This window comes from Allokutzneria sp. A3M-2-11 16, assembly GCF_024213555.1.
In the GTDB taxonomy this organism is placed as follows: Bacteria; Actinomycetota; Actinomycetes; order Mycobacteriales; family Pseudonocardiaceae; genus Allokutzneria.
Genome location: NZ_JANAVO010000001.1, coordinates 832,407 through 858,062 on the forward strand (window position 1 = coordinate 832,407; position 25,656 = coordinate 858,062).

The 25,656-nt window shown below is 65.7% G+C and carries 21 protein-coding genes; 6 read left to right on the top strand and 15 right to left on the bottom strand.

All coding sequences use genetic code 11. The annotated features are described in order from the left end of the window. Positions 1-13: 13 nt before the first annotated feature. Positions 14-334, top strand: a complete 321-nt coding sequence (locus NLX83_RS04145) for a DUF6355 family natural product biosynthesis protein (RefSeq protein WP_254233536.1) — start codon at positions 14-16, stop codon at positions 332-334. A 1-nt stretch (position 335) separates the two neighbouring features. Here NLX83_RS04145 and NLX83_RS04150 read toward each other — a convergent pair whose 3' ends face one another. Further along, positions 336-1,277, bottom strand: a complete 942-nt coding sequence (locus tag NLX83_RS04150) for a phosphotransferase (RefSeq protein WP_254233537.1) — start codon at positions 1,275-1,277, stop codon at positions 336-338. Positions 1,278-4,596: 3,319 nt separating this feature from the next. Here NLX83_RS04150 and NLX83_RS04155 point away from each other — a divergent pair. Together NLX83_RS04155 and NLX83_RS04160 are read left to right on the top strand one after the other, a co-directional pair. Continuing rightward, positions 4,597-4,743 carry a hypothetical protein gene (locus NLX83_RS04155; RefSeq protein ID WP_254233538.1) on the top strand — a complete coding sequence of 49 codons (147 nt, stop codon included), beginning with the start codon at positions 4,597-4,599 and terminating at the stop codon, positions 4,741-4,743. An 828-nt stretch (positions 4,744-5,571) separates the two neighbouring features. Continuing rightward, positions 5,572-5,862, top strand: coding sequence for a hypothetical protein (locus NLX83_RS04160; RefSeq protein ID WP_254233539.1), 291 nt, complete (start codon positions 5,572-5,574; stop codon positions 5,860-5,862). 25 nt (positions 5,863-5,887) lie between these two features. Here NLX83_RS04160 and cas7c read toward each other — a convergent pair whose 3' ends face one another. From cas7c to cas3, 4 genes are read right to left on the bottom strand one after another with little or no spacing between them, the layout of a single operon-like run. Further along, positions 5,888-6,760, bottom strand: coding sequence for a type I-C CRISPR-associated protein Cas7/Csd2 (cas7c, locus tag NLX83_RS04165; RefSeq protein ID WP_254233540.1), 873 nt, complete (start codon positions 6,758-6,760; stop codon positions 5,888-5,890). A 16-nt stretch (positions 6,761-6,776) separates the two neighbouring features. Further along, complete coding sequence (cas8c, locus tag NLX83_RS04170) at positions 6,777-8,711, bottom strand: type I-C CRISPR-associated protein Cas8c/Csd1 (protein ID WP_254233541.1); 1,935 nt, start codon at positions 8,709-8,711, stop codon at positions 6,777-6,779. Between the two features lie 3 nt (positions 8,712-8,714). Beyond that, positions 8,715-9,416, bottom strand: a complete 702-nt coding sequence (cas5c, locus tag NLX83_RS04175; protein ID WP_254233542.1) for a type I-C CRISPR-associated protein Cas5c — start codon at positions 9,414-9,416, stop codon at positions 8,715-8,717. 29 nt (positions 9,417-9,445) lie between these two features. Then, positions 9,446-11,707, bottom strand: a complete 2,262-nt coding sequence (cas3, locus tag NLX83_RS04180; protein WP_256562972.1) for a CRISPR-associated helicase Cas3' — start codon at positions 11,705-11,707, stop codon at positions 9,446-9,448. Between the two features lie 817 nt (positions 11,708-12,524). Here cas3 and NLX83_RS04185 point away from each other — a divergent pair. The 3 genes from NLX83_RS04185 to NLX83_RS04195 all read left to right on the top strand — a co-directional run bounded on the left by NLX83_RS04185 (position 12,525) and on the right by NLX83_RS04195 (position 14,950). Beyond that, positions 12,525-13,697 carry a tyrosine-type recombinase/integrase gene (locus tag NLX83_RS04185; protein WP_254233544.1) on the top strand — a complete coding sequence of 391 codons (1,173 nt, stop codon included), beginning with the start codon at positions 12,525-12,527 and terminating at the stop codon, positions 13,695-13,697. Positions 13,698-14,186: 489 nt separating this feature from the next. Further along, complete coding sequence (locus NLX83_RS04190) at positions 14,187-14,324, top strand: hypothetical protein (RefSeq protein WP_254233545.1); 138 nt, start codon at positions 14,187-14,189, stop codon at positions 14,322-14,324. Positions 14,325-14,440: 116 nt separating this feature from the next. Beyond that, positions 14,441-14,950 (top strand): winged helix-turn-helix domain-containing protein, encoded by a 510-nt coding sequence (locus NLX83_RS04195; RefSeq protein WP_254233546.1) that lies wholly within the window; start codon positions 14,441-14,443, stop codon positions 14,948-14,950. 177 nt (positions 14,951-15,127) lie between these two features. Here NLX83_RS04195 and NLX83_RS04200 read toward each other — a convergent pair whose 3' ends face one another. The 10 genes from NLX83_RS04200 to NLX83_RS04245 all read right to left on the bottom strand — a co-directional run bounded on the left by NLX83_RS04200 (position 15,128) and on the right by NLX83_RS04245 (position 25,614). After that, positions 15,128-16,552: an FAD/NAD(P)-binding protein gene (locus tag NLX83_RS04200; protein ID WP_254233547.1), complete on the bottom strand. Its 1,425-nt coding sequence runs from the start codon at positions 16,550-16,552 to the stop codon at positions 15,128-15,130. Continuing rightward, entirely contained in the window at positions 16,537-17,751 is a 1,215-nt protein-coding gene (locus NLX83_RS41745; RefSeq protein WP_254233548.1) for an MFS transporter, read from the bottom strand. Before NLX83_RS41745 ends, NLX83_RS04200 begins: the two co-directional genes overlap by 16 nt. Continuing rightward, positions 17,748-18,323 carry a peptide deformylase gene (locus NLX83_RS04210; RefSeq protein ID WP_308209268.1) on the bottom strand — a complete coding sequence of 192 codons (576 nt, stop codon included), beginning with the start codon at positions 18,321-18,323 and terminating at the stop codon, positions 17,748-17,750. Before NLX83_RS04210 ends, NLX83_RS41745 begins: the two co-directional genes overlap by 4 nt. Continuing rightward, positions 18,320-19,663 carry a phenylacetate--CoA ligase family protein gene (locus NLX83_RS04215; protein WP_254233550.1) on the bottom strand — a complete coding sequence of 448 codons (1,344 nt, stop codon included), beginning with the start codon at positions 19,661-19,663 and terminating at the stop codon, positions 18,320-18,322. Before NLX83_RS04215 ends, NLX83_RS04210 begins: the two co-directional genes overlap by 4 nt. 238 nt (positions 19,664-19,901) lie before the next feature. Then, the gene (locus tag NLX83_RS41750) at positions 19,902-20,615 is read right to left on the bottom strand and encodes a helix-turn-helix domain-containing protein (protein ID WP_254233551.1); all 714 of its coding nucleotides are present in this window, start codon (positions 20,613-20,615) and stop codon (positions 19,902-19,904) included. 179 nt (positions 20,616-20,794) lie between these two features. Beyond that, a complete protein-coding gene (locus NLX83_RS04225) occupies positions 20,795-22,090 on the bottom strand; it encodes a nucleotide sugar dehydrogenase (protein ID WP_254233552.1) in 1,296 nt (431 codons plus the stop codon). Next, complete coding sequence (cysC, locus tag NLX83_RS04230; RefSeq protein WP_254233553.1) at positions 22,087-22,623, bottom strand: adenylyl-sulfate kinase; 537 nt, start codon at positions 22,621-22,623, stop codon at positions 22,087-22,089. Before cysC ends, NLX83_RS04225 begins: the two co-directional genes overlap by 4 nt. A gap of 2 nt (positions 22,624-22,625) precedes the next feature. Further along, positions 22,626-23,468, bottom strand: coding sequence for a glycosyltransferase (locus NLX83_RS04235; RefSeq protein ID WP_254233554.1), 843 nt, complete (start codon positions 23,466-23,468; stop codon positions 22,626-22,628). Then, positions 23,450-24,196, bottom strand: a complete 747-nt coding sequence (locus NLX83_RS04240; RefSeq protein WP_254233555.1) for a polysaccharide deacetylase family protein — start codon at positions 24,194-24,196, stop codon at positions 23,450-23,452. Before NLX83_RS04240 ends, NLX83_RS04235 begins: the two co-directional genes overlap by 19 nt. After that, positions 24,193-25,614 (bottom strand): Ldh family oxidoreductase, encoded by a 1,422-nt coding sequence (locus NLX83_RS04245; protein ID WP_254236072.1) that lies wholly within the window; start codon positions 25,612-25,614, stop codon positions 24,193-24,195. The genes NLX83_RS04240 and NLX83_RS04245 overlap by 4 nt, the downstream gene beginning before the upstream one ends. Positions 25,615-25,656 lie beyond the last annotated feature (42 nt).

Sequence of the window (25,656 nt, forward strand, 5' to 3'; positions counted from 1 at the left end):
AAGAAAGATTTTCATGAACAGAAACCTGCGGGCCGCCCTGACGATCGTGACCGCCGTCGCAGCGGGAACAATTCCGTCCACGACAGCGAACGCCGCACCGCATCCGCAGTCCGCGGCCACAGCTTCCTCCTGCGGACACCACCAGGAAAACGGTTCCGCCTATTACGGACATTGCGGCCCCACTTCGATCAGAATTCGCGTCTACTACACGAGCGGCGGCCACGATTACGGATGCGTGAAAGCGTTCAGCAACACCTGGCTCGGAGCCGCGATCAATATCCGCTGGTCCGAGTACGTCGACACCAATGTCACCCCCCAGTGCAGGTGGCTGTAAGTCATGGCCTCCGCGAGCCGGTGCCAGTACGACGGAGACGCTCTCGGGCCTCATCCTCCGACAGTGAAGTAATGGGCTGCCCGACCGCGTGCTGATACTTGGCGTCGTAGGCCCTGGTCCAGACGCCAGCCGCCCACGACCGTTGGAGTTCGTCCGCGCTGAACTCCCGGCCACGCGCACGGCAATACGCAACGAGGAACCGCTCCGTGTCCTCGACGGTGGCCAGCTCATCCGCACTGACGGTCGAATACAGCGCGGCAGCGAAGCCGACCAGGACGGCTTCGCTCTCGGCGATCACGCTGTCCCAGTCGTGCACCACCAGCAGCTCGTCTCCGCTCCAGCGCAGGTTGCCGGCAAGCCAGTCGCAGTGGCCGATCACGGCGTCCGACCCGCTGCCTCGCAGCCGGTCACGGGCACGGCGCCCGGCCTCGTCGATCCACTCCGCGCCGGGCACCTCGTTGAGGTCGACATCACGCTCCTCCGGACACGGCCATAGTCCGTCCTCGCCCTGGTTCCAGGCCGCCCACGACGGTGCCGGGTCGAGCGTGGACACCTCGTCCGGCGAGGGGGCCAGTCGGATCAGCTGCGCGAACGCCTCCGCGAAGGCCGTAGCCGCGCGGTCCGCGCTCGGGAGCACCGCGCCGCCGGGAACGTATTCCTCCGCCGTCGCGACGTCGCCGCCGAATGCAACTGCGCCGGTGAGCGGCCGTGGACACGGATAACCCGCCTCGAACATGCGGCGCTGGACGTCCACACATGCCGCCATCCGCGGCGAGTCCGGGCGAACCTTGACCACGACCTCACGGCCGTCCGCCAGCCGAAGCCCGATCACGGCAGACAGATGCCCGGAGCTGAACAGCTCCTCCGCTGGCGGGCTGCCCAGATGCTCCACGCACCACCGGGCAAGGCGACCAGAATCCACGACACGCGCACGAGCTGACATCTGGGCATCCTCACATGGGTCGGAGCAGAGAGTCTGACCCCATTTCGCCGATTTCGGCGATCTGCTCCAGTTAGCCGCCCACCGCCAACACGGGAAGTCCACAGTGAATCGTCCACAATGGACAAAAAGAAACCGGGTGACCTGCCTGAGCAGATCACCCGGTCTCATTCTCCAAAGTGGAGCTGAGGGGATTCGAACCCCTGACCCCCACACTGCCAGGACAGTCCACACAGGACACTCACCAGCGGAAACCCTTGCGCTGCAGGCGGAACCGGTTCCAAAGACTACCGTTCACCGCAGTCCAATGCGGTTCAACGCGTCCCCGTGCTCCGGTTTCGCTCCACCTGTTGCCGCGTGAAACAGCGCTCCGCGCAGTGCGCGGCAGTCACCAGTCTCGAGAGTACTCCTGAGACAGTCGCGATGCAGCCCCTGCGAACAAGGCATCCCTTACGCGTACCCCTGAAGACATGTCTTGCTGGGCGGCTAGCGAAGATCCTTGCACAGCCCGCAGGCGCATCGAACAAACGCGGCTGCCACAGCCGATGCCGAGTGCGGACAGGACCTCACGCATCAGGTCGTTTCGATCCTCACCGGTCCCGCAGGGCCGGTGCTGCCTCATCGGCCCGTTCGAGTCCGGCCGGTTCCTCCAGTTGCGATCCTCACCGGTCCCCGAAGGTCGGTGCTGCTCGTGTCCGTCATTTCGAAGGACTCAAGCAGCGGGTTGCGATCCTCACCGGCCCCAGAAAGTCGTTGCTGCCGCCGTGTCCATCCAGTCCGCCAGCTGGTCCTGCTCGTTGCGATCCTCACCGGTCCCGGTGCTGGCGCGATGGGGGCTTAACGACCGATGTTCGTCATCAAGTGCGATCCTCACCGACCCCTGGAGGGCCAGTGCTACTCCGCGACCGGGGCGGCCTTTGCCCACTGTTGAGCCATGTTGCGATCCTCACCGGTCCCCTGGGGCCGGTGCTGCACGCGGCCCTGCTGGCTTTTCCCAGCAGTCGATGAGGTTGCGATCCTCACCAGTCCCGGAGGGCCGGTGTCGCTTGGTGGCGCCGATCATGCCGCCGTGGGCGAAGTTGTTGCGATCCTCACCGGTCCCGGAGGGCCGGTGCTGCTTATAGGCGTTGGCGGCGCCCTCGTGCTGCTCGCGGTTGCGATCCTCACCGGTCCCAGAGGGCCGGTGCTGCTTGGTGGTAGGCGTAGCGCACGAGGCTGGAGCAGTCGTTGCGATCCTCACCGGTCCCGGAAGGCCGGCGCTGCCCTCGGAACTGGACAGCGTGAGCGGGAAGATCGGGAAGTTGCGATCCTCACCGGTCCCCAGAGGGCCGGTGCTGCTCTCTTGTTGCTTGCTCTAGGCCTCCAGGTGCTCTCCATTGCGATTCTCACCAGTCCCGGATGGATAGTCGGAGCTGTGACTAACGCCGACGCAGCTGGAGCTGCTGATCCTGTTGCGACCCTCCCCGGCCCACAGGGCCGGTGCTGCGTATCGACCTGGTCCGGTGGGCTCGCCGGGATCGAATTGCAATCCTCACTGGCCCCGGAGGGCCAGTGCTGCCGCCCACACGCCCAGGGCCGGGCCGGACAGCTTGACGTTGCGATCCTTACCGGCCCAGGGGCTGGCGGTGCTCCACGACCTTCACGTCTGGGTCAATTCCCAGGCGCAGATTGCGATCCTCACCAGCCCGCGAAGGCCGGTGCTGCCAAGCATCCTCGAGCTGATCCCTTTCGACTGGGCGTTGCGATCCTCACCGGTCCCAAGGACCGGTACTGCTCGGGTAGGGCATCCCGTCGCGGTGGTGTGCCCGGTTGCGATCCTCACCGGACCTGAAGGGCCGGCGCTGCAAACATGGCGCTGCGGTGCGCGGCTTCGCGCAGACCATTGCGATTCTCACCGGCCCCGGAGAGCCGGTGCTGCGGTTCAGCCGGTTCTGGCCATCGATCCCCGCCTCGTTACGATGCTCACCGGTCCCAGAGGGGCCAGTGCTGCCCGTACGCGTGTTGCAGGACCGCGCCGCTGTCCCGCCGTTGTGATCCTTGTCGACACCCGGAGGACCGGTGCTTCCAGTGCAGGTGGCGAGGTGAAGGGCGCCGAGCCGTTGTTACGAATCCTCACCGGTTCCAGAGGGCCGGTGCTGCAGACGGCGCCTTCGGCGAGGCACCACTCGCCTTGGATGTTGCGATCCTCACCGGTCCCGAGGACCGGTGCTGCCGCGGCGGTGAAGTCGGGACCGCCGACGAACTTCCGGCTGCGATCCACACCGGTCCCTGGAGGGCCGGTGCTGCCCATCGTCACCCGCCGACCGGCGAATCCCATAGCCTTTGCGATCCTCACTGGTCCCAGAGGGTCGGTGCTGCGGCGATCTTCTTGATGCCGTCCCACACACCCTTGATATTGCGATCCTCACCGATTCTGGAGGACCGGTGCTGCTAGGGCCAGAACACGTGCTCGGCTTGAGGTCCCCGTTGCGATCCTCACCGGTCTCAGAGGGCCGGTGCTGCCAGTGGTCGCCCCCTATGTGGCCGACATAGAACGCGATGTTGCGATCCTTACCGGTCTCGGAGGGCCAGCGCTGCCTTGTAGTCCAAGCCGTCCGGGCTTCCTGCCAATCGTTGCAATCCTCGCCAGCCCCGGGTCCGGTGCTGCCCACCTCTTCCCGGGTTGGTCATGGACTATGGGGGTGTTGCGTTCCTCCCCCGACCCCGAGGGCCGGTGCAGTTGCCGACGGTGATCATGCCAGGCAGCGTGAAGGCGTTGCGATCCTCGCCGGTCCTGAAGGGCCAGTGCTGCCTGTCGAGGGCGAAGGCGATGAGGTCGGCGACCACCAGGTTGCGATCCTCACCGGCCTCAAAGGATCGGTGCTGCCGCAGGCGTCTTTGTGTGCGTCGTCTTCGGCGTCGTGGTTCCGATCCTCACCGGCCCCGAAGGGTCGGTGCTACTTGGTGCTGTAGTTCACCAGCGCAGCGTGTCGGATGCCGTCGTTGTGATTCTCGCCGATCCGGAAGGGCCGGTGTTGCCTCACGGACCTTTTGCGCTCAGATCGCTTGCCCGAGCAGCTGGTTGTTGTGCCTCTCACCGGTCTCATAAGACCAGTGCAGCCGTCGCCGAAGCTGCTGCCTCGCATGTGGCGCATGTTGCGATCCCTGCCGGCAGCGGAAGGCCGGCGCCTCCCGCTGCCTTCGACGCATCCAGCACCGCCTTGACGTTGCGATCCTCACCGGCCCCGAAGAGCCGGTGCTGCTGGTCGTGGGTGCCGCCGAGACTGTAGATCCAGGCGTTGCGATCCGCACCGGGTTCCCGGAGGGCCGGTGCTGCGCGGACATGACGACTGTGGCTTCGCTCGCCGAGCAGGTTGCGATCCTCACCGGCCCCAGAAGGCCAGTGCTGCTGGGCGAGCAGTACGCCGGTGGCGCCTGCCCAGGCGGTGTTGCGATTCTCACCGGTCAGGTGGACCGGTGCTACTTCTGATGTTGGGGCCGCTGTACCGGTTGCGCCACAAGTTGCAATCCTCACCGATCCCAGAGGGCCGACGCTGCCGACGGCCCGCTGCTCTTCCTCCGGGTCGATCTCGTTGCGATCCTCACCGGTCCCGGACGGCCGGTGCCACCAGCAGGATCGGGTGGACCTTGTTGGCTGGGATGGTGTTGCGATCCTCACCGGTCCCAGAAGGCCGGTGCTGCGTCCACGTAGTCCTGCCAGTGCGCTGCATCCGCGTAGTTGCGATCCTCGCCGGTCCCGGAAGACCAGTGCTGCTTGCCGCCGGACCAGCGCGAGCTTCCGTTCTGACTGTTGCGACCCTCACCACTCCTGAAGATCTGGTGCTGCCAGATCCAGGCCGCGTTTGCCGCGTACCTCGCCGAGTTGCAATCCTCACCGGCCCTGGAGGACAGGTGCAGCTGCGACCAGGCGACGAGCCCTGCGGTATCCAGCCACGCGTTGCGATTCTCACCTGCTGCTGCGGCGGGTGCACCGTACCGGAGGTGACGGCGTTGTGATCCTCACCGGTCCCGATGAGCCTGTGCTGCCTGGGTTTTGACGATCCTGACGGTCTTCGCGACGCTTTTGCGATCCTCAGGCCCTACCTGAGCTCTGTCTTCGATGAGCTATAGGTTCCGGAGTTACGATCCCCTTGGCCCGGGGAGGGCCGGGGCTGCCTGAGGCGGCAGGCAGCCGCCACGGTCGAGTTGTCCATGTTGCGATCCTCATCCGTCACAAAGGGCCTGGTGATGCCAGGGCGGGCGGCGAGGTGAAGGGCGCCGAGCCGTTGTTGCGATCCTCACCGCTCCAGGTAGGCCCATGGTGCTGGGCGACCGCTACAGCCCCGTCGATGCGGTAGTTCAGGTTGTGATCCTCACCGGTTCGCGAGGGCCGGTGCTGCGCGACACGCGGCAACTCCTCCGCGAGGTAGGCGAGGTGGTTGCGATCCTCACCGCCGGCGCTGCCATCACATTGGCGGTGCGCAGCACACCGTCTCCGTTGCGATCCTCACCAGTCCCCGGGGAGCCAGTGCTGCACAGCTCCAACGGCACCGAACTCGTCCTCATCAACTTGCGATCCTCAGCGGTGCTGAAGGCCGACCATGGATAGGCTTGGCGAGGCGCGCGTTATGTCGCTATCCAACGAGAGTCGTAAGGGTGACTCCAGAGTACTCGGCTTCCACTACATCGATCTTGTAGTCGTTAATGGTACGTGGCGTGGTGGTGAGCGGCTTGATGGTGATGCGATTGAACAGTTGGCTTGCGCGGGCACGACCGTAGACGTCGTCGTGCGTGAAGGCGTAGAGACCTTTGGTGTCCATTTCGCCACGGCCACTGGCGCGGTTGTGTTCGAAGAGGTTGGTCAAGGTTTGCCAGAAAATGGCAAGGTCTTCTGATGTGACGCCGGTCTGGATTCCTCGAGATGCGCTGTAGTGGATATGAGCCCGGTAAAGTCCATAGTGGACGGTCCATTTGCTGCCCATCTCGGTGGACTCGCCGCCTTCGGAGATGTCCTTTTCGGTGGTTTGTGTGATGCGGGTGATGCCGTGGCCTTGGACGAGGACACGATCGATGCTGCGGGCGAAGGTGATCTGGAGGGGGCCGCGGATGCGTCCGGCGTTGCCGTCGCCGGTGCCGACGACGCCACCGAACATCCGTACGTCGAAGAACTCGTTGCATAGCCATTCTTGGACGATGCGGCGCTGGTCGGGCGTGGTCTTCTTGCTGACCGGTGTACCGGTGGCGGTGAAAGCTCGGATGATGTTGGTGTTGAGGGCGGTGTCGGCTTCGACGAAGATCTTGTAGCGGGGCTCGTCGGGACGGATCAGGGGGATCTGGTCACGGACCTTGCGCTTCAGGCTGACGTCCGTGACCAAGCCTTGGCCGGTTTCGACATCGACGCGGGGCTGGTTGCCTGCGTCTGGGTCGCCATTGGGGTTGCCGTCGAGGACGTCGAAGAGCAGGACGGCGTCGTGGCGTCGGTTGGGGTCGAGGTGCGCGTCGGTCACGGCTTCTCCTTGCTTATCAGCTGATGTCAGTTGGGATCGGGTCTGCTTCAGGGGCGCCGAGTCCGGGCTCAGCGGACTTCTTATGGGCCGCGATCTTGGCGAAATGGTGGTTGCGCTGGTCGGCATAGCCGTTGAACCAGGAGCACTGCTGCGCCAGGTCAAGAGTGAGCGGAAAGGGTTTGAGGCGCCCGCACAGCTCGTCACGCAGCTTGGCGTACGCAGTGGCAGTGCTGTCGCGTTTGCGGTTGGCCAGTTTCTTCAGGTGGGCCTGGGATCCACGCAGCAGGTCGGGCATCACGCGTGCAGGGCTTGTGGAGGCGGCCGGGAGGTAGCGGTCGGTGAGGGTGGTGTTGAGTTTCTTGTTGTCGACCTTGGTCGCGGCGTACTGCAGGGACTCCAGTACTGCGAACAGGCGGCCTGACAGGTAGCCGAGGTCATCGTCGGAGTCGTCGAGGGCCAATGGGGTGGTCCTTCCTGTGGTGTTGAAGGTTCGTGTGGTCAGCAGACGCAGTAGCGCCAGACGCGGGCCGTCGAGATGTCGGTCGGCGCGCAGCCGCTGCACTAAGTGAAAAGCGATGCTGGGTGGCAGCGGTGTCGTGCGCAGCGCCGCGGTGAACAGGTCTCGTTGGGCGGAGATCGGCCGGTGCGCGCGGGGATCTCCCAAGGGCAAGTAGGTATTGGTTCGACGGTCCCAACGGCCGAGGGCTAGTAGGAGTCGATACAGGGAGAAGCGTTGGATTCGCCCGGTCCAGGGGTCGAGTACTGCGTGGTCGCTGAACCAGCACGTGACGGCTTGCTTGGCGGCGGGCAGGGACACGTCGATCCAGTCGCGCAGGATCAGGCGGGTCTTGTTGGACGTGACGGCGGCAGCGCAGAAGGTGCCGGTGTCGATCTCACCGGACTCGCGGCCTTGTTTGGGGCTGTCGAGCATGGAGCCGACGGTCTTGACCAGTTGCTGTGGGTCCGGTGCCACCTGTTGGCCGGTGTCACGGGGGAGTTCGGCCAGCAGCTCGTCGATGGCGGCTTCGTCGGGATCGAATACAAGTTGAATCGGCGCGACAGTTCCTTCTGGTGTTCCCAACAGCCACCAGGTCACAGCGGTGTCGCCGATGGTCCGTCGGTGGTCACGACTGCGAAGTAGGTGGTCCAGTGCTGCCACTGTCCACTCGGCACACGTGCCGCAGATGGGTGCGTGTTCGAGTTGAGTGGTGAGTTCGTAGCCCAGCGCGGGCTTGTTCATGCTCGCCAATGTGACTGCCGACGGCTGCGGGCGGTTCTTAGAGCGGCTGTCGGGGTCGTATCCGAGTGCGGGAATCAGGCCAGCAGTTACTTGCCGCGGGAAGGTGTCGACCAAGTCGCCGCGCTGTCCGCAAACCAGGCAGACCCCGCACCTGCCGCTGCTGCTCTTGCGTTCCCTCGCCACGTTCGTCCAGAAGTCGCGGGCCGTAGGCGACAGGTGTACAAAGGTTTCGTTGACACGGAACATCACCAGGTCGCTCGCCCGGTACTTCTCCGGGCGCGGCAAGCGCTGCGGCCCTCCGTTGCCGAGGAAAGCGTGCAATGCCTGGGCCGCGTGGTCATGTGAGTGTTGCTCGATCCAAGCAGCGACAAGGGCAGTGAATGCCTGATAACACCGCTCGGCTCGTGCCGCCTGTTTGTCCGCATCGGCCTGCGTACGCGGTGACGAGTCGGTCCAACCGAGGGCGTTCTGCAGATTGTCACAGGCAAGGAGAGGTTGCGGCGCGGTACCGGAGCGCTGCAGCTTGGGTACGAGCTCCCGTTTGCCATTGCGGCGGGACGGTTCATCGGGCACTGCCAGGTCGACGAGCTCTCCGATCGGGTTGCCCTGAGGGTCGAGATCGAGCAGCCATCGCACCGGGGACCACGTGTGAAAGGGTGGCGGCATCTCGCCGCTGCTCTCCGCGAAATCTCGAAGACGCTTGAGGTACACCGCTCAATCCCGCAATACAGCGTCGGCGACAGACTCGTTGCCGACACGGTTAGTGAGGGCGTCACGTGCCGGGTCGTGGATCCCCTGGGTCGGCACGTGCAGCACACCGCTGTGCAGCTGCGCGGTGAACCACAGCGAGCGAGGAGCGCCTGTGCTGCGGTCCATGCGCAGGAACATCACGCCCAGCTCTTCCAGTTCTTCGTCCCCATGGACCGAAGGCTGAGTGAGATCTGGTGGCCCGAAGTCGCGTGCGGAGAATTCCCGGCACCCCAGATAGGGATGGCTGAAGCAGGCGCCGCGGTCGATACGCTTCTGGAACTGCGCCAGGTACTTACCCAGGCTCGCTGTCGCATGTGGACGGAGCTGCATGTCGGCCCGAATCCGGTAGCCGACATCTCGCAGGCCCAGCGTGAACCGCTGATCTCGATCCTCGGCGGTGTCGTAGTGAAACGTGTTGCCCTGCTTGAGAATGGTGGACAAGGTGGGGGGCGTGGAGGTCTCGTTCCGGCGGATGCGAAACCAGCTGATCGGACACAACACCTCAATGCGACGGACCAGGTAGTCGAACTCTGGCTTCCAGAACACCGACTCCAGCACCCCGACCGCAGCACTTGGCGTCATGACCGGGTAGCTGATCCGCTCGGCTTTCGACTCCGGTCGGGTGAAGCACGCATAGTCGCCGTAGACGTCCAGGACGACTGGCATATCCGTGGTCGCTGGTTTGAGGGGGCGATTCACTTGTCCTCCAACGTTAGGTCGATGCCGCAGTGCAAGTCGTAGGGGCCGCTCCACACATGCAGGTCACCGATCAGTGGTGATAGCAATTGCTTAGGCATACGTGCTGCCGTTGCGCGGGGCAGAGTCGCTAGGAAGGGCTGCAGGTGGCGCAGACCGTTGGGCCCCAATGGGTTGCCGCGGCGGAGTTCATCTACAACGCGATCGGCTGTGGCGCGCAGGGCGGGCTCACCGACAGGGATGTAATCGACCAGCACCGGCACGCTGTTCTCGGGGATCATCCGGAAGAGTTCGGCCGTGCGTATGAAGTCCCACTCTCGGCGTGCTTGCACTACAGCAGAGCCGAGAGCTTCCGGGCCGAGCGTGGCATACAGGGCCGGGTAGTAGGCCGCCAACGCCGTCAGCTCGTCTGGCGCTGCTCGCCGAGGCCCGAACCGACGGCGCGTTTCATGCAACGGCACCTCATAACTGGGTGGCCGCCCCTGCTCGTGCGGCTCGAAGACCACCACCAGGCCGCCCTCGATGCCAAGGAGCCCCTCGCGGTTGCAGCGTCCGGCTGCCTGCAGTAGTGCCTCCGCCGGCGCCATTGCCCGATACAGCACGGGAAAGTCCACGTCGACGCCAGCTTCGATGAGCTGCGTGGACACCACCAGCAGATTCACTTCGTCGCTGGCTGCCTTGCGGGACTGCAACTGGCGGATCCATTCGATGGTGTCCAAGCGATGCCGCGAGCACATGCGCGTCGACAGATGCCGGAGCTCCACTGTGGACCCAATGACGCCGGACTCCTGCATGGCCGTCCACTGCCGATACACCTGACGCGCGTGATCGGTCGTGTTGACCACCACCAGCGCTTGCTGATGCGTAGCTGATTCCCGTGCCACCTCCGCCAGCGACGGCCGCGGCTGAATCCACCACCGGTAACGCACCCGACGCAACGCCGAGTGCAACTCCTCGACGTCCTCCACCACCTTCACCGGCCGGACGCCCTTCAGCACCGGCAGCTCCCAGAACTCCGGCTGGGTGGCCGAAGCGAGCAGCACGGTCACACCGAAACGCTTGACCAACTGCCGCAGCACCAACAGCACCGGCTCCAGCACATGCACCGGGATCGCCTGCACTTCGTCCAGGACGATCACCGAGTTCGCTAGTCGGTGCAGCTTGCGCATCCTGCTCGGCTGCCGAGCGTGCAGCGATTCGAACAGCTGCACGGTGGTCGTCACGATGAACTCGGCGTCCCAGTTCTCGGCCGCGAATCGCTGCCACCGCACCGACCGGCCGCGCTCGCCCCGCACTGTGCGGCGTCGCACCGCCTCCACGTCGATCGCGCTGTGGTGCTCCAACACCACCTGACCAGTCCGGTCTGGATCCAGAAGATCCCGGTACACCTTGGCGTTCTGATCGGTCACCGACAGGTAGGGAACTGCCACGATCACCCGGCGCAGCGCATGCGCTTTGGCGTGGTGCAGCGCGAACCCTGCCATCGCGTATGTCTTGCCCGTCCCGGTCGGCGCATCCAAGCGAAAGAACCCCTGGTCGCGACGTGCGGCCTCTACCGCTGCTTCGTAGACCTGTTGCCGCACACCATCGATACGCGGCGAAGGGGGGCGATTCGCCAGGTTCTCACCTCGCCCAGCCTCAAACCGGTCAAGCAACACCGCCATCCCCAGCGATTCCCTCAGCCACGCTGAATCACAGCGGCCGAAGTGCTCTGCAGTGTCCAGGTAGTCGGCATCTACCAACGCCGAGAACACCATCCGCAGCAGCATCTCCCCCGCCAACGAATCCACATGCACCCACGACGGCAGCTCCGGAGCTTGCGGTTGGCGCAACTGCGGCACCAACGACGCCAACCGCTGAACAGCCTCCGCCTCCACTGCGCGATCCCGCTCTGAGCTGGTCAGAAACTGGTGAAAGTCCGCCGGACTGGTCAAGCCGCCGTGATGGCCATGAACCGCCATCGCCAACCGCCACAACCCGAGCTGAACAGCCAACCGGGCACCCGCAGCCTTGTGGTCCACCCCCACAGGACTGCCCGTGCCCGCCACAGCACGAAGCGCCAGCTGCCACACCTCGGAGGCCTTTCCGAGGTCATGCAGCAAACCCAGCCACCAGGCCAACGCGCCAGCACCGAACGCTTCACCAAACTTCTGAGCCTGCCGAGCTACGCCGAGCAAATGGTCCACCAGGCCGTGCCAATGCCCAGCCTTGTTTCCGCTATGCGCCCACAGACACCCAGAAGCACTTTCGCCCAACGCCATGCGCCAGGTCTTACTATGCAAGACCAACAAAAAGAAGGTCAATCGAGCACCAATCACAGGAACTACCCAATCTCACCTGAATGGAGCAGCCCTTCATTGCCCGATTGGGCGACAAAATGTTCAACAGTTCATTCGAAATGACCTGGGGGCCATCTTTGCTGCCTAGGCAAATCTAAGATCGCCCCCTGGGCGGCGAAAGCAACAAATTTTACGAGAAGCCAACCAAGGAAGCGGCGCCGATCCTCGGAGCAGCACCGACGGTTGCAAGGAAGCCACGATCCACACCAACACAAGGGGACGGCCCCGCCAGTCTCGTCATGCTGTGCAACCACATTCGGAGCATTGTTGCGCTCCCACCAGTCCACACAACCCAGGACTGCCGCCCCTCACGTAGGACATCAACGAGTTCGCTGCCGTAATCCTCGCCAGCCCAAGCGCCAGTACTGCCACGGAGGCCGTGGCATGCAGTGCCGGCCTCAAGCCTGACCAACCCCTGAAGCCGACGCTGCCCCAGTGAATAACAGCGCTCCTTCGAATAGAAATAATTGGAATTGTTATCACCTTCAGACCCAAGTCAAGGTACCAGCAATCTTAGAACTGACTTCGAGCAAGCGAAGTCCGACAAGTAGCCGCCCACCACAATAAGCGAAAGCCGACATCTCAGCATTTAAATCAAGTAAGACCAACAACTTCTACATAGTCGCGCCCGTCAGATATCACCCGCTCCGAGCAAGAAACATCGAATTGCGGTTGTCGCCGAGGGGGCGCATAACAGGTCTGCCCCCACCAGACACCACTCCTGATCCTGGAGGACACCATGGCCTGGACAGAGAAGATCGGAAAGAACTCCTGGCGGGTCCGCTACATGAAGAAGGACGGCCGGATCGGCTCAGTTGCAGGGTTCCGGGGCGCGAGGGAAGCCCGCAACTACGCCGATGATCTCGAGGCAGACAAGCGCCGAGGCCGGCGGTACGACCCCGACGACGCCAAGACCACCGTCACTAAGTGGGCCGCGGTCTGGATCGACACGATCGACGTCGACATCCGCACGGAAACGAACTACCGCAGCATCCTGCGCAACCACATCCTGCCCCGGTGGGGCACCGAATCACTCGGCGACATCCTAGCATCCGATACCAACAAGTGGCTCAAAGGCTTACGCGACAACGGATACGCTTACCCAACCGTTGGGACGATCCGATCCGTGTTCTCCATGCTGCTCGACGACGCCGTCGACGAACGCCTCATCGACAGCAGCCCCGTCCAGCACAAGCGCCGACGCGGACGCCGCTGCCCGAAACACGCCATGCCGCGAGAACGCATCTGGGGCACACCGAGCCAAGTTCTACGGATCGCTAACCAAGCAGCTCTCCTCGGCGGCCCGAACGCTCGACTCCTCATCATCACCGCCGGCTGGACGGGAGCGCGGTGGGGCGAGCTCACCGGGCTCCACCGCAGCAACGTTCGCCTCACCAACCGCGGCGGCTCGATCACCATCGACCCCGACACCGGCTCCCTGCACGAAGGCAACAACACCCTCTGGCTCGGGCCACCCAAGACCCCCGCCTCCGTCAGGACCATCAGCCTGCCACCGTTCCTCGCCACCCTGCTGCGCGAACACCTCTGCAGCACCATCAACGACTTCGTCTTCACCACGCCGAACGGCCACTGGATCCACCGCAGCAACTTCGACCGGCGAATCTTGCGCCCCGCCGTTGACGGAAACCTGACCAAACACAATGCCGCCGTTCAGACACGCCCGATCCAACCTGGACTGACATTCCACGGACTACGCCACAGCCACAAGACCTGGCTCATCGCCGACAACATCCCCGAAATCGCCCAAGCCCGACGCCTCGGCCACCATCTCGACAACCGCATCATCGAGACCTACAGCCACGTCGCCCCCGAAGTCGAACAACGACTCCTCCGCGCCCTAGAACGCCGTTGGCGGAATACACACCCGACGACCCACCTACACGCCGCCTGACCCCCACACAGCCCGCACGAGGGTCAGCCGCGGCCGTCGCACGTCAGCTCTCGGCCAACCACTCCGCCGCTGGAGGAGGTCCTCCAGCTTTCCTCCACTTTCGTAGAACCACACGAGGAGGCCCAATCGCCAAGAGATCTACCTGCAACACAAGAAACCCGGTGACCAGCAAGAATGCTGGTCACCGGGTTTCGTTCTCCAAAGTGGAGCTGAGGGGATTCGAACCCCTGACCCCCACACTGCCAGTCCACAAAGGACACTCGTCAGCGAAAACCCTTACACCGCAGGCAGAACCGGTGTCGATCACTACAGGTCAGCGCAGTTCGGTGCGGTTCAACGCGCGCCCGTGCTCCAGTTTTGCTCCACCTGTCGCCGTGTGAAGCAGCGTTCCTCACAGTGCGCACCAGTCACCAGTATCGAGAGTACTCCTGGGACAGTCACAGTGCAGCCCCTGGCCGACGACCTGGTGGATGGGTTTCGAGAGCGGGCATGGCCGTCGACATCGCCCACGACGGTCTCAGCGCCGCCACCAAGCTCGACGCCACTGCGTACGACGTGGTCGTCCTCGACCGCGACCTGCCAGGAATCCACGGCGACACCCTTTGCCAGATGATCACCGCACGATGACCACACTATGGTCCTCTGACCGCAGCGGGTTCGCCCGGTAACCGGGTCAGCGGCCTCACCCTGGGCACGGACGACTACCTCGCCAAGCCCTTCCACTTCCCCGACTCGTCCTGCGGGTGCGGGCACTGGCCCGCCGCCGCCCCACCGCCCGCCCGGACGCGGCACATGACGGGCATCGAACTCGACCCGTTCACCGCACGGCCACCCGCAACGGCCGGCAGCTCGACCTCTTGGTCAAGAAGTTCGCACTCCTCAAAGCCCTCCTGCTGGCCAGCCCGGCTTACCTCAGCACCGAGCGACTGCTCGACCAGGTCTGGGACGAGCACGCCAACCCGTTCACCAACACTGCGGCCGTGACCATCGGCAGGCTGCGCCGCAAACTGAGCGACCCGCTGATCACCACCACGTCCGCGTGGGGTACCCGATTCGCGCCCGCGAGGGAGCGGGGTGAGCTGAAACGCTTTGGCCGACGTGCCAACGACTTCGTAGTGCACGACTCCGGTGGACTCGGCGCAGTCCTCATCGGAGTACAACTCCAAGGTGTAGCCGTCACCGTACCCGCGCGCGGCCGACCGAGCAGTCATGACTCCCAAGGCCGCCACGCGACGACATCCGAAGCCCCGTGAAACCGTCACGCGCTCTCCGGTGAACTCCTTCCCGGAGAAGAGACAGTAGGAATCCTGCTGACAATGCGGGCTGACATCGGCCATGCCCCGTGCGACATCGGGAACACCGCTCACAACGAGAAGCGCACCAAGCAAGCCCACGGCAACGGCTTTGAACCACATGACTTCCCCCTGGGTTCAACTGCACATCGAGCCACACTGCTGAAAAATCGCGGACAGCACCGATTCGGCAACATCGCGGGCCTGTACACGGATCTCAGGAATCGCTGTCGTCTCCCACAGATGACCGTGCCGCAGCGCACCGAGCGTCCACAGTGGTCCCGAGGAACGTCCCGCTCGGGGGATCAGCTTCCCGTCTTCGTCCGTGTCCAAGCCGAGATCGACCGGCCCTGGGCCCACCAGCCCATCGGCGAAGAGCTGACGCACCAATGGATCGTCGGTCTTTCGAAGCTCATAGCTGCTTCCGGTGCAGTTCATCACTGCCCCGACGAACATCCGCTCGCGGTTGGAGAGTTCCACTCCCAGGCCGGTGCCGGTGTCCACGGCGTCGATCACCTCACCGCGACGGATCTCCAGCCGACCGGCCCGGCGCATCGCGGATAGTGCCGCCGCGGTCGCGGGAGGCATTCGATGTCGGTGCACATCCCACATCCGCTGGTCCTCGCGGAGGAAACGGGTGCGGTCCGTGAGGGAGAGGTTCTGCCACAACGCGGTGCTCAACGGGCGCAGCGCGTCAACACCCGACCGCCAGTCCCCCACTGCCCTCACACAGCCTCGCAGGTAGTGCAGAACGTCACGACGCAGCTCGACGAGCCCACCGTCCGCCCGCAGTTCCGGCGCCGGTACGACGGGTGCACGGGTCTGGGAATGGACTCGTGGCACCAGCCCACGGCGGGAGATCGCGTGCACCACACGCCCCGGCCGGTCCAGGCTGAGCGCCATGTCGATCATCGTCAGGCCGGTGCCGACCAGAAGAACGTCGCCCGAGTCCGGCACAGCGGCGACAGCACCTGGTGCCCAGGGGTTTCCCATGTACCGGGCTGACGCACGCAATGCCGCGGGGGCCCAGTCCTGTGCCGGCGGGAAGGTCCCGAGCGCGAGGACAACGGCATCCACCCGAAGATTCGTCCCCCAGGCGAATGTGAGCTCCACCGCCCCCGTCCCGTCGGAGCGCACGGCCGTGACCCTTTCGTGCAGCCTGAGCAGCCGGCCTGTCGAGGCAGCCACCGAAGACAACACGTCCGCGAGGTAGGAGCCGTAGGCCGATCGAGGAACGAACTCGTCGGAACCGACTTCGCGGCCTTGGCGCTCGCTCAACCAGCGGACGAAACCACCGAGGTCCTCCGGCGACGCGCCCATCTTCCCCGCCGTGACGTTGAGCAGGTGACAGCGCTGGTCCGTCGCGTACGCGACGCCACTTCCCGTTTCCATGCCCGGATCGATCAGCCAGACGCTGATCGGCAGGTCACAGGCGTCGGCCAGCTCCAACAGCCTGGTGGCGGTCAGCGTCCCCGAGGCGCCGGCACCGACAACGGCGACGCCGCGCTCGCCGCCGGCCTCCCGAGTCGCGGAACCCAACAGCTCGTTCACCCGGTGGGCCATGACATCTCCCGACGACGGAGCAGCCTCGTTGCCCCGGCTTGGTAGGCGATGCTCGCCGAGAGCACCACTGCGCCGAGTGCCATCCAGCCGCCCGGGCCGAGCGGAACGACCACGGAGCTGAACAGGGGCGGGCCGATGACCTGTTGCAGCGCCATGCCGAGGGAGAAGGCCGCGATGTACTCCGCTCGGCGATCCTGAGGAGCGAGGTCGTGGGAAATCACCCAGGCTGCGGATGTCTGCAACACCTCCGCGACGGTCAGCGCTACTAGCGCGGCCAGCAGCAGCACCACGGTCGGCGTCGTCCCGTCGACCAGTGCCGCCGTTGCCGCGCACGCGCACGCGACGGCGAGCGACACGCCGGCTCGGACGATGGCTTTGCCCGCAGCACCAACCACGTCGACGCGTTTGCTCAGCGGCACCTGGAGGAGGACCACCAGCACTGTGTTGACGGTGAGCAGAAGCGGAGCGAACTGCTCTGGTATGCCGTTGCGGTTCGCGGTCCACAACGGAAGAGCCACGAAGAGCATCGACACGTGCAACGCGAGCACGCCGTTGGCCACACCCAGCAGCATGTACCGCCAGTCCCCCACCGCGGACAGGCTCCGGGCCTTCACCGGGGCGGAGTCCTGTTCGGTGGCTCGCAGTCGCCGCAGGAGAATCGCGTTGAGCACGAAGGACAGGGCATTGCCGAGGACCAACACCGGATAGCCGTCGGTACCGGCGACTGCGAGGCTCAACCCGGCGAGACCGGACCCGGCGGCCATACCGATGTTGCGGACCGAGCGGATGGTGGCCAGGGTCGTCGTGCGCCGGTCCCCACCGAGAACCAGTCCCGCCGCGGCCTGGTTCACGGGTTGGGTGGCTCTCGACGTGAGCCCGATCATCGTCATGACCACGAAGAACCCGACGGTTCCCCGGAGCACCGCGATGGCGGTGAACCACACGGCATGCCACAGGCTCAGCAGTGTCAACATCCGCACCACACCGAGACGATCCGCGAGGCGGGCGACCGGGACCGCGGCGATCATGCCAACCGCTGCGGAGAACGCCATGCCGACGCCGACCAGTGCGAGGGGCACTCCGACGACGGTGGAGTAGAACAGCACCGCGCCCGAGGCAAACATGCCCGTGCCCGTCGAGTCGACAAGGGCCGCGCAGATCAGGATCCGTGCCTGCTTGTCACCGCGCCACACCTTCACGGCGTGAACCCCAAGGACGCGCGGGCGGCCGCCACATCGTTCTGGTACAACCGTTGCACCGCACCGAAAGTGCACAGGCTGCGCGGCTCGGCACGGTCGAGGAACAGTATTCCGTCGAGGTGGTCGAGCTCGTGGCTGACCACTCGCGCGGCCCTTCCGATCAGTCGCCAGTCGAGTTGTTCCCCATCAAGGGTCCTCGCCCGATAGCGGACGTCCGCGCGTCTGCGCACGACGCCCGCGATTCGCGGCACGCTCAGGCACCCCTCGAACTCCTCCGAGTCCTCATCCGAGAGCGCGACGACCTCAGGATCGCAGTGCACCACGACCTCGGCACGGCCACCACAGAGCTTGCGGATTTGACACATGCGGTCGCCATTAAGGGCGATCATGCGTACTGCCACACCGAGTTGTGGTGCGGCGACCCCGAACGCCCCGTGCGATCGCGTGGCCCTGACCAGATCTTCGGCCAGTTCCTGAAGACGGTCGGTTGACAACCGCGCCCGCGCGATCGGCACGGACTGGCTCCTCAACACGGGTTCGCCAAGGCGACGAACGTCGTCATGCTCCGTCACGAGCGCTCCAGGAGGTGCTCGGCCAGCCTGCGCTGGGTGACGTGGAGATCAAACTGAACGGACTTGCCGCTGGTCGTGAGGAGCTGGGCCATATCGACCCACTCGACCGAGACCTCATCGAGGTTCAGCATCGCGGCGATCCGACTCGTGTCCACCGTGTCCCGCTCCGCCTCCCTCGCAGGCAAGGGCGCCACCCGCACCTCCAGCCGACCGGCGACACGCTGGCGGACCTGCCAGCGCGCCAGCGGGAGTGACTCCAGGTAGAGCTGCAACGGTTTGACGTTGACCAGGTTTTCCAGCCGGTCGGCAACGAAGCCCCGCTGACGTCCCTGGATGCCCCGCAGCCTGCGCAGCGCCCTGCCGCACGAACACGGCTCGTCCAACAGCTCCGCCTGGTCCTCCGGGCGATACCTGACGATCATGGTGGCCTTGTTGACGAGGCTGGTCATCAGCAGACGGCCGTCCTCGTCTCGCTCGACGTGAACCTTCTCTTCGTTGAGGTGGTAGGTGCCCGTCTCCTCCGGGCACTCCCAGGCGACCTGGCCGAACTCCTGGAGCCCGAACAGGTCTCGGACCGGCGCGCAGAGGACGGCCGCCAGTGCGGCACGAGTCTGGTGGTCAACCGTGTCACCATGGCTGAGCACCAGCTCAGGAGTGGGCAGCGAGGAGAGTCTTCCCTCGGCAATCTTGCTTCCCAGCACCAGCAGCTCCATCGGCTGGCCCCAGAGCACCTGCGGCGCGAACGCGGCCACAAGCCGGTTGACGAAGTCGTCGTTGCCGTCGTCGATCTTGGCGACGTTGATCCGCAGATATGACCCGCTGACCAGCGACGAGCCGAAGTGGCACAAGCCATGGCGCTTATCGCAGGTCACCCTGAGCAGGCGCAGACCGGGTTGCACACCGTAGGCGGCGTACATCCGCAGCGTGTCCGCGACGCCGTGCACCAGGTGCCCGTCATCGTGCTCAATGGTTACTGGCTCGCCCGTCGTGCCTGACGTGTGCACCCGCAGCACGTCCTCATCTGCGATCAGGCCGGTGCGCAGTTCTGCTTGCCGGGAGACGAAATCCCGTTTGGTCAGGATCGGCAGCCGCGCCAGCGCCCGCCACGGCGAAGACCGGTTCGAGAGCACGCCGCGCCGCAGTTGGCCGCTGTGCTCGTGGACAAGGTCGAGAACGGCGGCCAACCGCTCAGTCCGAACCGCGGCGAGCAGGCTGGTGTCCCGTTCCGTGCGGCGATGAACGCGCTCGTACATCTCCCAACCGCCAGCGACGGCCGCGGTGGTGCGCAGGGTGGCGTTGTGCCACCACAACGGCCGTTGGCCAGCAACGTTCGGTCCCACTGGTTCCCTCATCCCCTCAGCGGGGTGTTGGGAGCGCGCAACGCTCCCAACACCCCTAGAACATCACCTTGTTCAGGCCGGGTGAACCTCCGCCATCTCCAGATCCATTTCTCACACCCCCTTTCCCTCATTCGAGACACCTTGGCCGGCCATGCTTTTCCGGCCAGGAAACCTGAGAAAATACCGCACATTCATCGCGACACGGCGAACACGGAAAACAGAAAGCGAACTTCCGGATTCAGGAAACCCAGCTATACCAGTGAACCGGCCGCCCAGGAACACCAAATTGCGGGCGATATTCCGCGAGGCGAACCCGCACCAGATGCGTGAGATAGCGTCTCGCACTGACTCGAGACATTCCACACCGCGCGGCGACCTCATCCGCTGACATTTCATGGACGGCATCGCGGAGCACCGCCGAGACCAGCTCGAGAGATCGCGCGCCGAGCCCCTTGGGCAGGCATGCCATGTCCACGACCAGACGCGAACCCAGCAGCAGCTGGTCCATCTCGGGCTGCGTGCTCACCGCGCGGCGGCCCAGTGCCCGCATGCGCGCCCGCATCTCGAGCCAAGAGCCGACGCGGTGCCGCAAAACTGCCGGCGACAGGGGCTTCAGCACGCAGGAGACGATCCCGTGGCGTAGCCCGAACTGCACGTCGGAGGCGTTTGTCCTGGCCAGCAGGAGGATGATGTCGGCCTGGTGGCGTCCCGGATCGCGCAACCGGCGCAGTGTCTGCAACGAGAAAGAGCTCTCGAGTCCGTCACCGAGAACGACGAGGTCGGGACGCAGGTGGTCCAGAACGTCGAACAGGTTCCGCTCCTGAAAAACGGTTGCTCCGACCACCAACCCGGGAACGTCGCGAAGAATACCCGTGTATTTTTCGCCATCGTCCTTGGAATCAGCGATCAGGACCCGAGCCGGAGCCGAATCGACTCCGCCCGGCTCAAGCACGGATATCTGCGCGCGCCTAACAGTCGAGCCAACCACAAGATGGCCTTGCATGGTCCCCCCTTGGCACCAACAAGCTCTCGCGACCTAGCCCCATGTCGCAGTATCCAGCCCCCCGGCTAGATAACTTCACCATACCGCACAGCCCATACGACAGCAAGCGCTCTTACCCTTTCCCGCAATTAACGGTCCGGTTCGGCGACCACGCGACAGTCAGCGATGTGCAACATTCGCGCTCCTCGCAGCAGTTCCGATGTGTATTCCCGGTGCCGTTGGAGGAGAACGACGGCATCGGCCGAACGCACCGCCATCCCGACATCGCCGACAACGGAATGAGGCGTTCCACCGACCATCAGCGCGGACAAGCGCGGGTCGTGCACGGACACCACGGCGCCCGCTCCGGTCAGCAGGCGCACGATGGGCTCGGCCGGGGTGTTCCGGGGATCAGGGACATCCGGCTTGTAGCTCAGACCCAGCACCAGCACCCGGGCCCCGCGCAGACTCGCCCCGGCCGCTTCGAGCATTCGGCGGCACTGGTCGACAACCTGCCGTGGCCGCTTCGCGTTGATCCGTTGCGCCAACTCCACCAACCGCACGGGCACTCCGGCTTCCCTCGCAGAAGTCGCCAGGTACATCGGGTCCACCGGAATGCAGTGCCCACCCACCCCGGCACCGGGGTAGAAGGCGTGGAAGCCGAACGGCTTGGTCGCGGCCGCGTCGATGGCCGCCGTCACATCGATCCCCTTCACCGCGCAGTAGGCGGCGAACTCGTGCGCCAGGGCGAGGTTCACCTGCCGGTAGGTGTTCTCGAGGATCTTGGCCGCCTCGGCTTCCCTCAGTCCCCTCGTGACATGCACCTCCGAGACGACGCCCCGGTACAGCTCCACCGTTCGCCGCGCGCACACCGAGGTCAGCCCCCCGATCACCTTGGGAATGGCAAAGGGAGGGAAACCGGCGTTGCCGGGGTCCACTCGCTCCGGGGCGAAGGCGAGGTTGAAGTCGACACCCGCGACCAGCCCCGTGGCCTCCAGGATGGGCTTGACCACCTCGTCGGTCGCTCCCGGGTGGACGGTCGACTCCACCACGATCAGCTGGCCGGGCACGAGTCTCGCCGCGACGCTGCCCGCAGCCGCGCGGAGTGCCCGCAGATCCGGCAGCCCATCGTCGTCCAGCGGTGTCGGCACGCACACCAGCACCGCTGAGCACTCCCTCAACCTTTCGGAGCACTCCGACACAGTGAGCAGACCGGACACCTCGGCGATCTGCTCGTCTCGCACCGTCTCCACAGGGCTGTGCCCAGCGCTCACGGTCGCGGTGACGCTGGAATCGGTGTCCACTCCGAGCACCACGTGCCCTGCCGCGGCGAACGCCACGGCCTGCGGCAGGCCCGCGTACCCGAGCCCGATCACCCCGACCGCGCACCGCACGGTGCCCTTGAGGGGAGCGTTATCGAGGCCCGCCGCCACTGTCGTCGTCATTGGCCGGGCTCCTCGACGTCCAGAACTCGCAGTGCCGCAAGACAATCCCGTATCGACAACCTGTCGGTGCGCAACCTCAGCTCGGGTCGCTCCGGTGTCTCGTACGGAGCATCGACTCCGGTGAGCCCGCTGAGCTCACCCAGGCGCGCCCGGCGGTACAGCCCCTTGGCATCCCGGCTGGCGCACACCTCAGGAGAGGCGTCCACCCACACCTCCGCGTAGCCGACCCCAGCGTCCGCATGCAACTGCCGGACCCAGTGCCGCGACGCGCGGTAGGGCGCGATCACCGGTACCAGGACGGTCACCCCGTGCCGAGCGAGCATCAAGGCCAGGCGTCCGGCCCTGCGCACGTTCTCCTTGCGGTCGGTTTCGGAGAAACCCAGCTCCGGGAAGAAACAGGTGCGCAGCACGTCACCGTCGAGCACCTCGACCGGGCGTCGCAGCTCAGTGGCGAAGGACGCTGCCAAAGTGGACTTGCCGGAACTCGGCAGCCCGGTGAACCAGATGGTTCGGCCACGATGTCTCGTCGTCACGGTCATTCCCCTTCACGAACGGCTATCCGAGGCACCAGCCGCGCGGCGGCGTGCACTATGCCCAGCAGCCGGTTGACCTCACGAACACCTCGTCTCGCGCCCACGGCGCTGGACGCGCTCATCCGCGCCGCGGCCCTCATCGAGATCGGTTTGGGGTGGTGCAGCCCAGCCGCCCATGAGTCCAGTACGGCCTGACGAAACCCTTTTCCGTTGCGGTGCACGATCACGAGGTTCGAGTCGAACCGAACCGGGGTGCCGTGTTCGGCGAGCGCCTCCGCCAGGCTGTTGTCACCGCCCACACCACTTCTGCTGAAGCCACCGACCACGGTGAAGGAATCCGTGAGCACCGCACTGTTGCCCCCAGCGAAGAACTCGACGGGGGCTCCGTCGTCGAGGACGTCGTACCGCGCGTCGTAGCGGGCCTGCCTGGCGGCGGAGACGAGCCCTCGATCGAACGGGAACACCCGCCCGGTGACCGCGGGCCGTTCCCGGTCCAGCCCTCCCACCACGGACAACCAGTCGCCACGGGGAACCGCGTCGTCGTCGAGGAAGGCCAGCACATCACCCGTCGCCTCGGCGGCGGCGCGCTCCCGGCTCGCTCCTGCACCGCGCCGCCGGGCGTTGCGCAGCATCGAGACGGCAAGCCCGTCCTCGGTCGCGCGGTGCGCCACTCGCTCGATCTCGCGCGGTGCGTCGGAGGCGTCGTCGACGATGACCACTTCGTGCAGGTGGGCGTCAGGTCGCCAGACGGCGAGGTGTTCCACGGACTCGACGAGTCCGGCCAGGCAGCGAGTCAGGTCCGCCGCCCGGTTCCTTGTCGGAATGATCACCGAGATGCGTACCACTGCCGCCTCCATCCCTTGGCCAGTTCCCGCCACGCGGACGAGTCGTCCGCGGGCAGATAGGTGCGACGGATGTTCCGAGGTCGCTCGGTCCACGGCAGCGGAGCGGACTTGACCGTGCCGAAGCCGAGCACCCCCTTCGGCACGACGTCCTCGTCCGGCACGAGACCGTAGGGGTAGGCGAACGTCGTCGGCGTCCGGGACGTGCTGGCGGCTACCTCGGCGAGCGAACCGAGAACCTCCCTCCTGGCTTCGTCCGCGCTGAGCTCGATCAGCCTCGGATGACCGAGGGTGTGGCCGGAGAGCACGTGCCCGGCGGCGGTCAACTCCGCCGCCTCCGCCCAGGTCAGGAAGTCATGGCGGGGTGACAGCCACGCACGCTCCTCCTCGGTGTACCCGCTGGCCCTGCTCAACGCGCCGGTGACGCAGAACAGCAGCACCCGCACGTCGAACTCGGCGAGGATCGACCGCGCCGTCACCAGGTTGTCCCGGTACCCGTCGTCGAAGGTGATCAGCACGCTCGGACCGTCCGGTGGCACGAAAGACGGCCCCACCCGGCCCGGTTCGACCGCGGGCCCGACCTCGCTCAGCACAATCTCCAGCGCGCGACGGAAGGCGTCCGGAGCAAGGGCGGTGTAGTGCTGGACGGCGGGGTGCACGTGATGGAAGTAGAGAACGAGGGGCCAGCCCGCAGCCGATCCGATCGCCGGGTCCCGCAGGGGGCGATTCATCGCTCATCCCAGCCGAGTTCGGTGAGCACCGGCCTGGGGACGTCGACGCCGAGCCGGTCGGCTCGTCGCGCGTTGTCCTCCTCAAGCTGGTCGGGGAACCACGGTCGCTCAGGTGCCACCGCGTGGCCGTCGAGCACCGCACGGCGAAGCACCTCGACCAACTCCGCCGGTTCCCTGCTGCCGCCCGCTGCGGCGAAGTGGTCCACGGAAAACCCGATGAACATCTGGGAGCACCTCATGATCGCACCCGGTTGGTGGCGCTGCTTCGCGACCTCGGGGCTGACCAGTCCCCCCGCGAGCGCGCCCGCGAGCACTTCGACGACGAGGGTGGTGCAGAGACCCTTGTAGCCCCCGAACAATGGCACCGCCCCGCCCGCGTCGAGCTCGCGAGGATCGGTGGTGGGACGGCCCGACCGGTCGAACAGCCAGCCGTCGGGGATGGGAACCGACCTGCTCGCTGCGTGCCTGATCTTGCCGACCGCGACGACGCCAGTCGCCATGTCGACGCAGAACGGCTCCTCCTCGGCATCGTTCGGCGTCACCAGGCACAGGGCGTTGCTCCCGAGAGTGGCGCGCCGCGCCCCGGGTGCCGCGACGGACGGCCCGGAGATGTTGAGCAGCAGACCGATCACGCGATGCCGTTGGAACGGCCATCGGTAGGCGGCGAGCATGCCGACGTGGTTGTTGGTATGCGTTGCCACAGCGGCGATTCCCCGCTCGGCCGCGGTCGCGGCGCACCATTCCGCCGCGACGTCGGCCGCAATCTGGCCGAGGCCGCCCTTGGCGTCCACCGACGCCAGGCTGGGTGCGAGAACACGGAACTCCGGTTGGGCATCCGCACGAATACCTCCGGCCGAGATCCGCCGAAGGTAGGTGGGCAGCAGGGCCACACCGTGAGAATGGTGTCCTCGGCGGTCAGCGTCCACCAGCACTCGGGCGACGACAGCGGCCGCCGCGCTCGACGTGCCCGCTCCGCTGAGCGATTCCTCGACACGCGCGCGTAGTTCGCCCACGGGCAGGCGCGACACCTCTTGTTCAGGTGGACTCACGGGGACCATCTGTCCACCTGAGAGCTTGAGAAAACGGCACTCTCCGAAGGGATTCGGCTCCTCGGGTCGCCACTCGGTCAGCACAAGGGTCGCCGCGCCAGCGCCACCGCGGTCCTCCACACCGAGGACAAGCGTCGCAGGTGGACAGTCAGCGAGCGCTGCTGAGGTCCACACCCGTACGTCGCCCGAGCGGAACCTGCCGTACCTGGGCCTGATCCGCCCCGTGAGAAGTGCGGCGATCCAGTGACGGGCCTGGGGATCCAGCCCCGTCACCACCACCGTTTCCCCTCGTTCGACGTGCAGATCAGCGCCACGCAACAGCACGCGCTCGGCTCCGACCGCTCCGACGGCAAGCACCACATCGCGCATCTCCAGCACCGACGCTCCTCTCGTTCGGGTGGGCGGATGCCG

Excerpts from the sequence above, each read along its gene's own strand:
- NLX83_RS04145 (WP_254233536.1), top strand. The coding sequence starts at position 14 with ATGAACAGAAACCTGCGGGCCGCCCTGACGATCGTGACCGCCGTCGCA.
- NLX83_RS04150 (WP_254233537.1), bottom strand. The coding sequence starts at position 1,277 with ATGTCAGCTCGTGCGCGTGTCGTGGATTCTGGTCGCCTTGCCCGGTGG.
- NLX83_RS04155 (WP_254233538.1), top strand. The coding sequence starts at position 4,597 with ATGACGACTGTGGCTTCGCTCGCCGAGCAGGTTGCGATCCTCACCGGC.
- NLX83_RS04160 (WP_254233539.1), top strand. The coding sequence starts at position 5,572 with ATGGTGCTGGGCGACCGCTACAGCCCCGTCGATGCGGTAGTTCAGGTT.
- cas5c (WP_254233542.1), bottom strand. The coding sequence starts at position 9,416 with ATGCCAGTCGTCCTGGACGTCTACGGCGACTATGCGTGCTTCACCCGA.
- cas3 (WP_256562972.1), bottom strand. The coding sequence starts at position 11,707 with ATGGCGTTGGGCGAAAGTGCTTCTGGGTGTCTGTGGGCGCATAGCGGA.
- NLX83_RS04185 (WP_254233544.1), top strand. The coding sequence starts at position 12,525 with ATGGCCTGGACAGAGAAGATCGGAAAGAACTCCTGGCGGGTCCGCTAC.
- NLX83_RS04190 (WP_254233545.1), top strand. The coding sequence starts at position 14,187 with ATGGCCGTCGACATCGCCCACGACGGTCTCAGCGCCGCCACCAAGCTC.
- NLX83_RS04200 (WP_254233547.1), bottom strand. The coding sequence starts at position 16,552 with ATGGCCCACCGGGTGAACGAGCTGTTGGGTTCCGCGACTCGGGAGGCC.
- NLX83_RS04225 (WP_254233552.1), bottom strand. The coding sequence starts at position 22,090 with ATGACGACGACAGTGGCGGCGGGCCTCGATAACGCTCCCCTCAAGGGC.
- NLX83_RS04240 (WP_254233555.1), bottom strand. The coding sequence starts at position 24,196 with ATGAATCGCCCCCTGCGGGACCCGGCGATCGGATCGGCTGCGGGCTGG.
- NLX83_RS04245 (WP_254236072.1), bottom strand. The coding sequence starts at position 25,614 with ATGCGCGATGTGGTGCTTGCCGTCGGAGCGGTCGGAGCCGAGCGCGTG.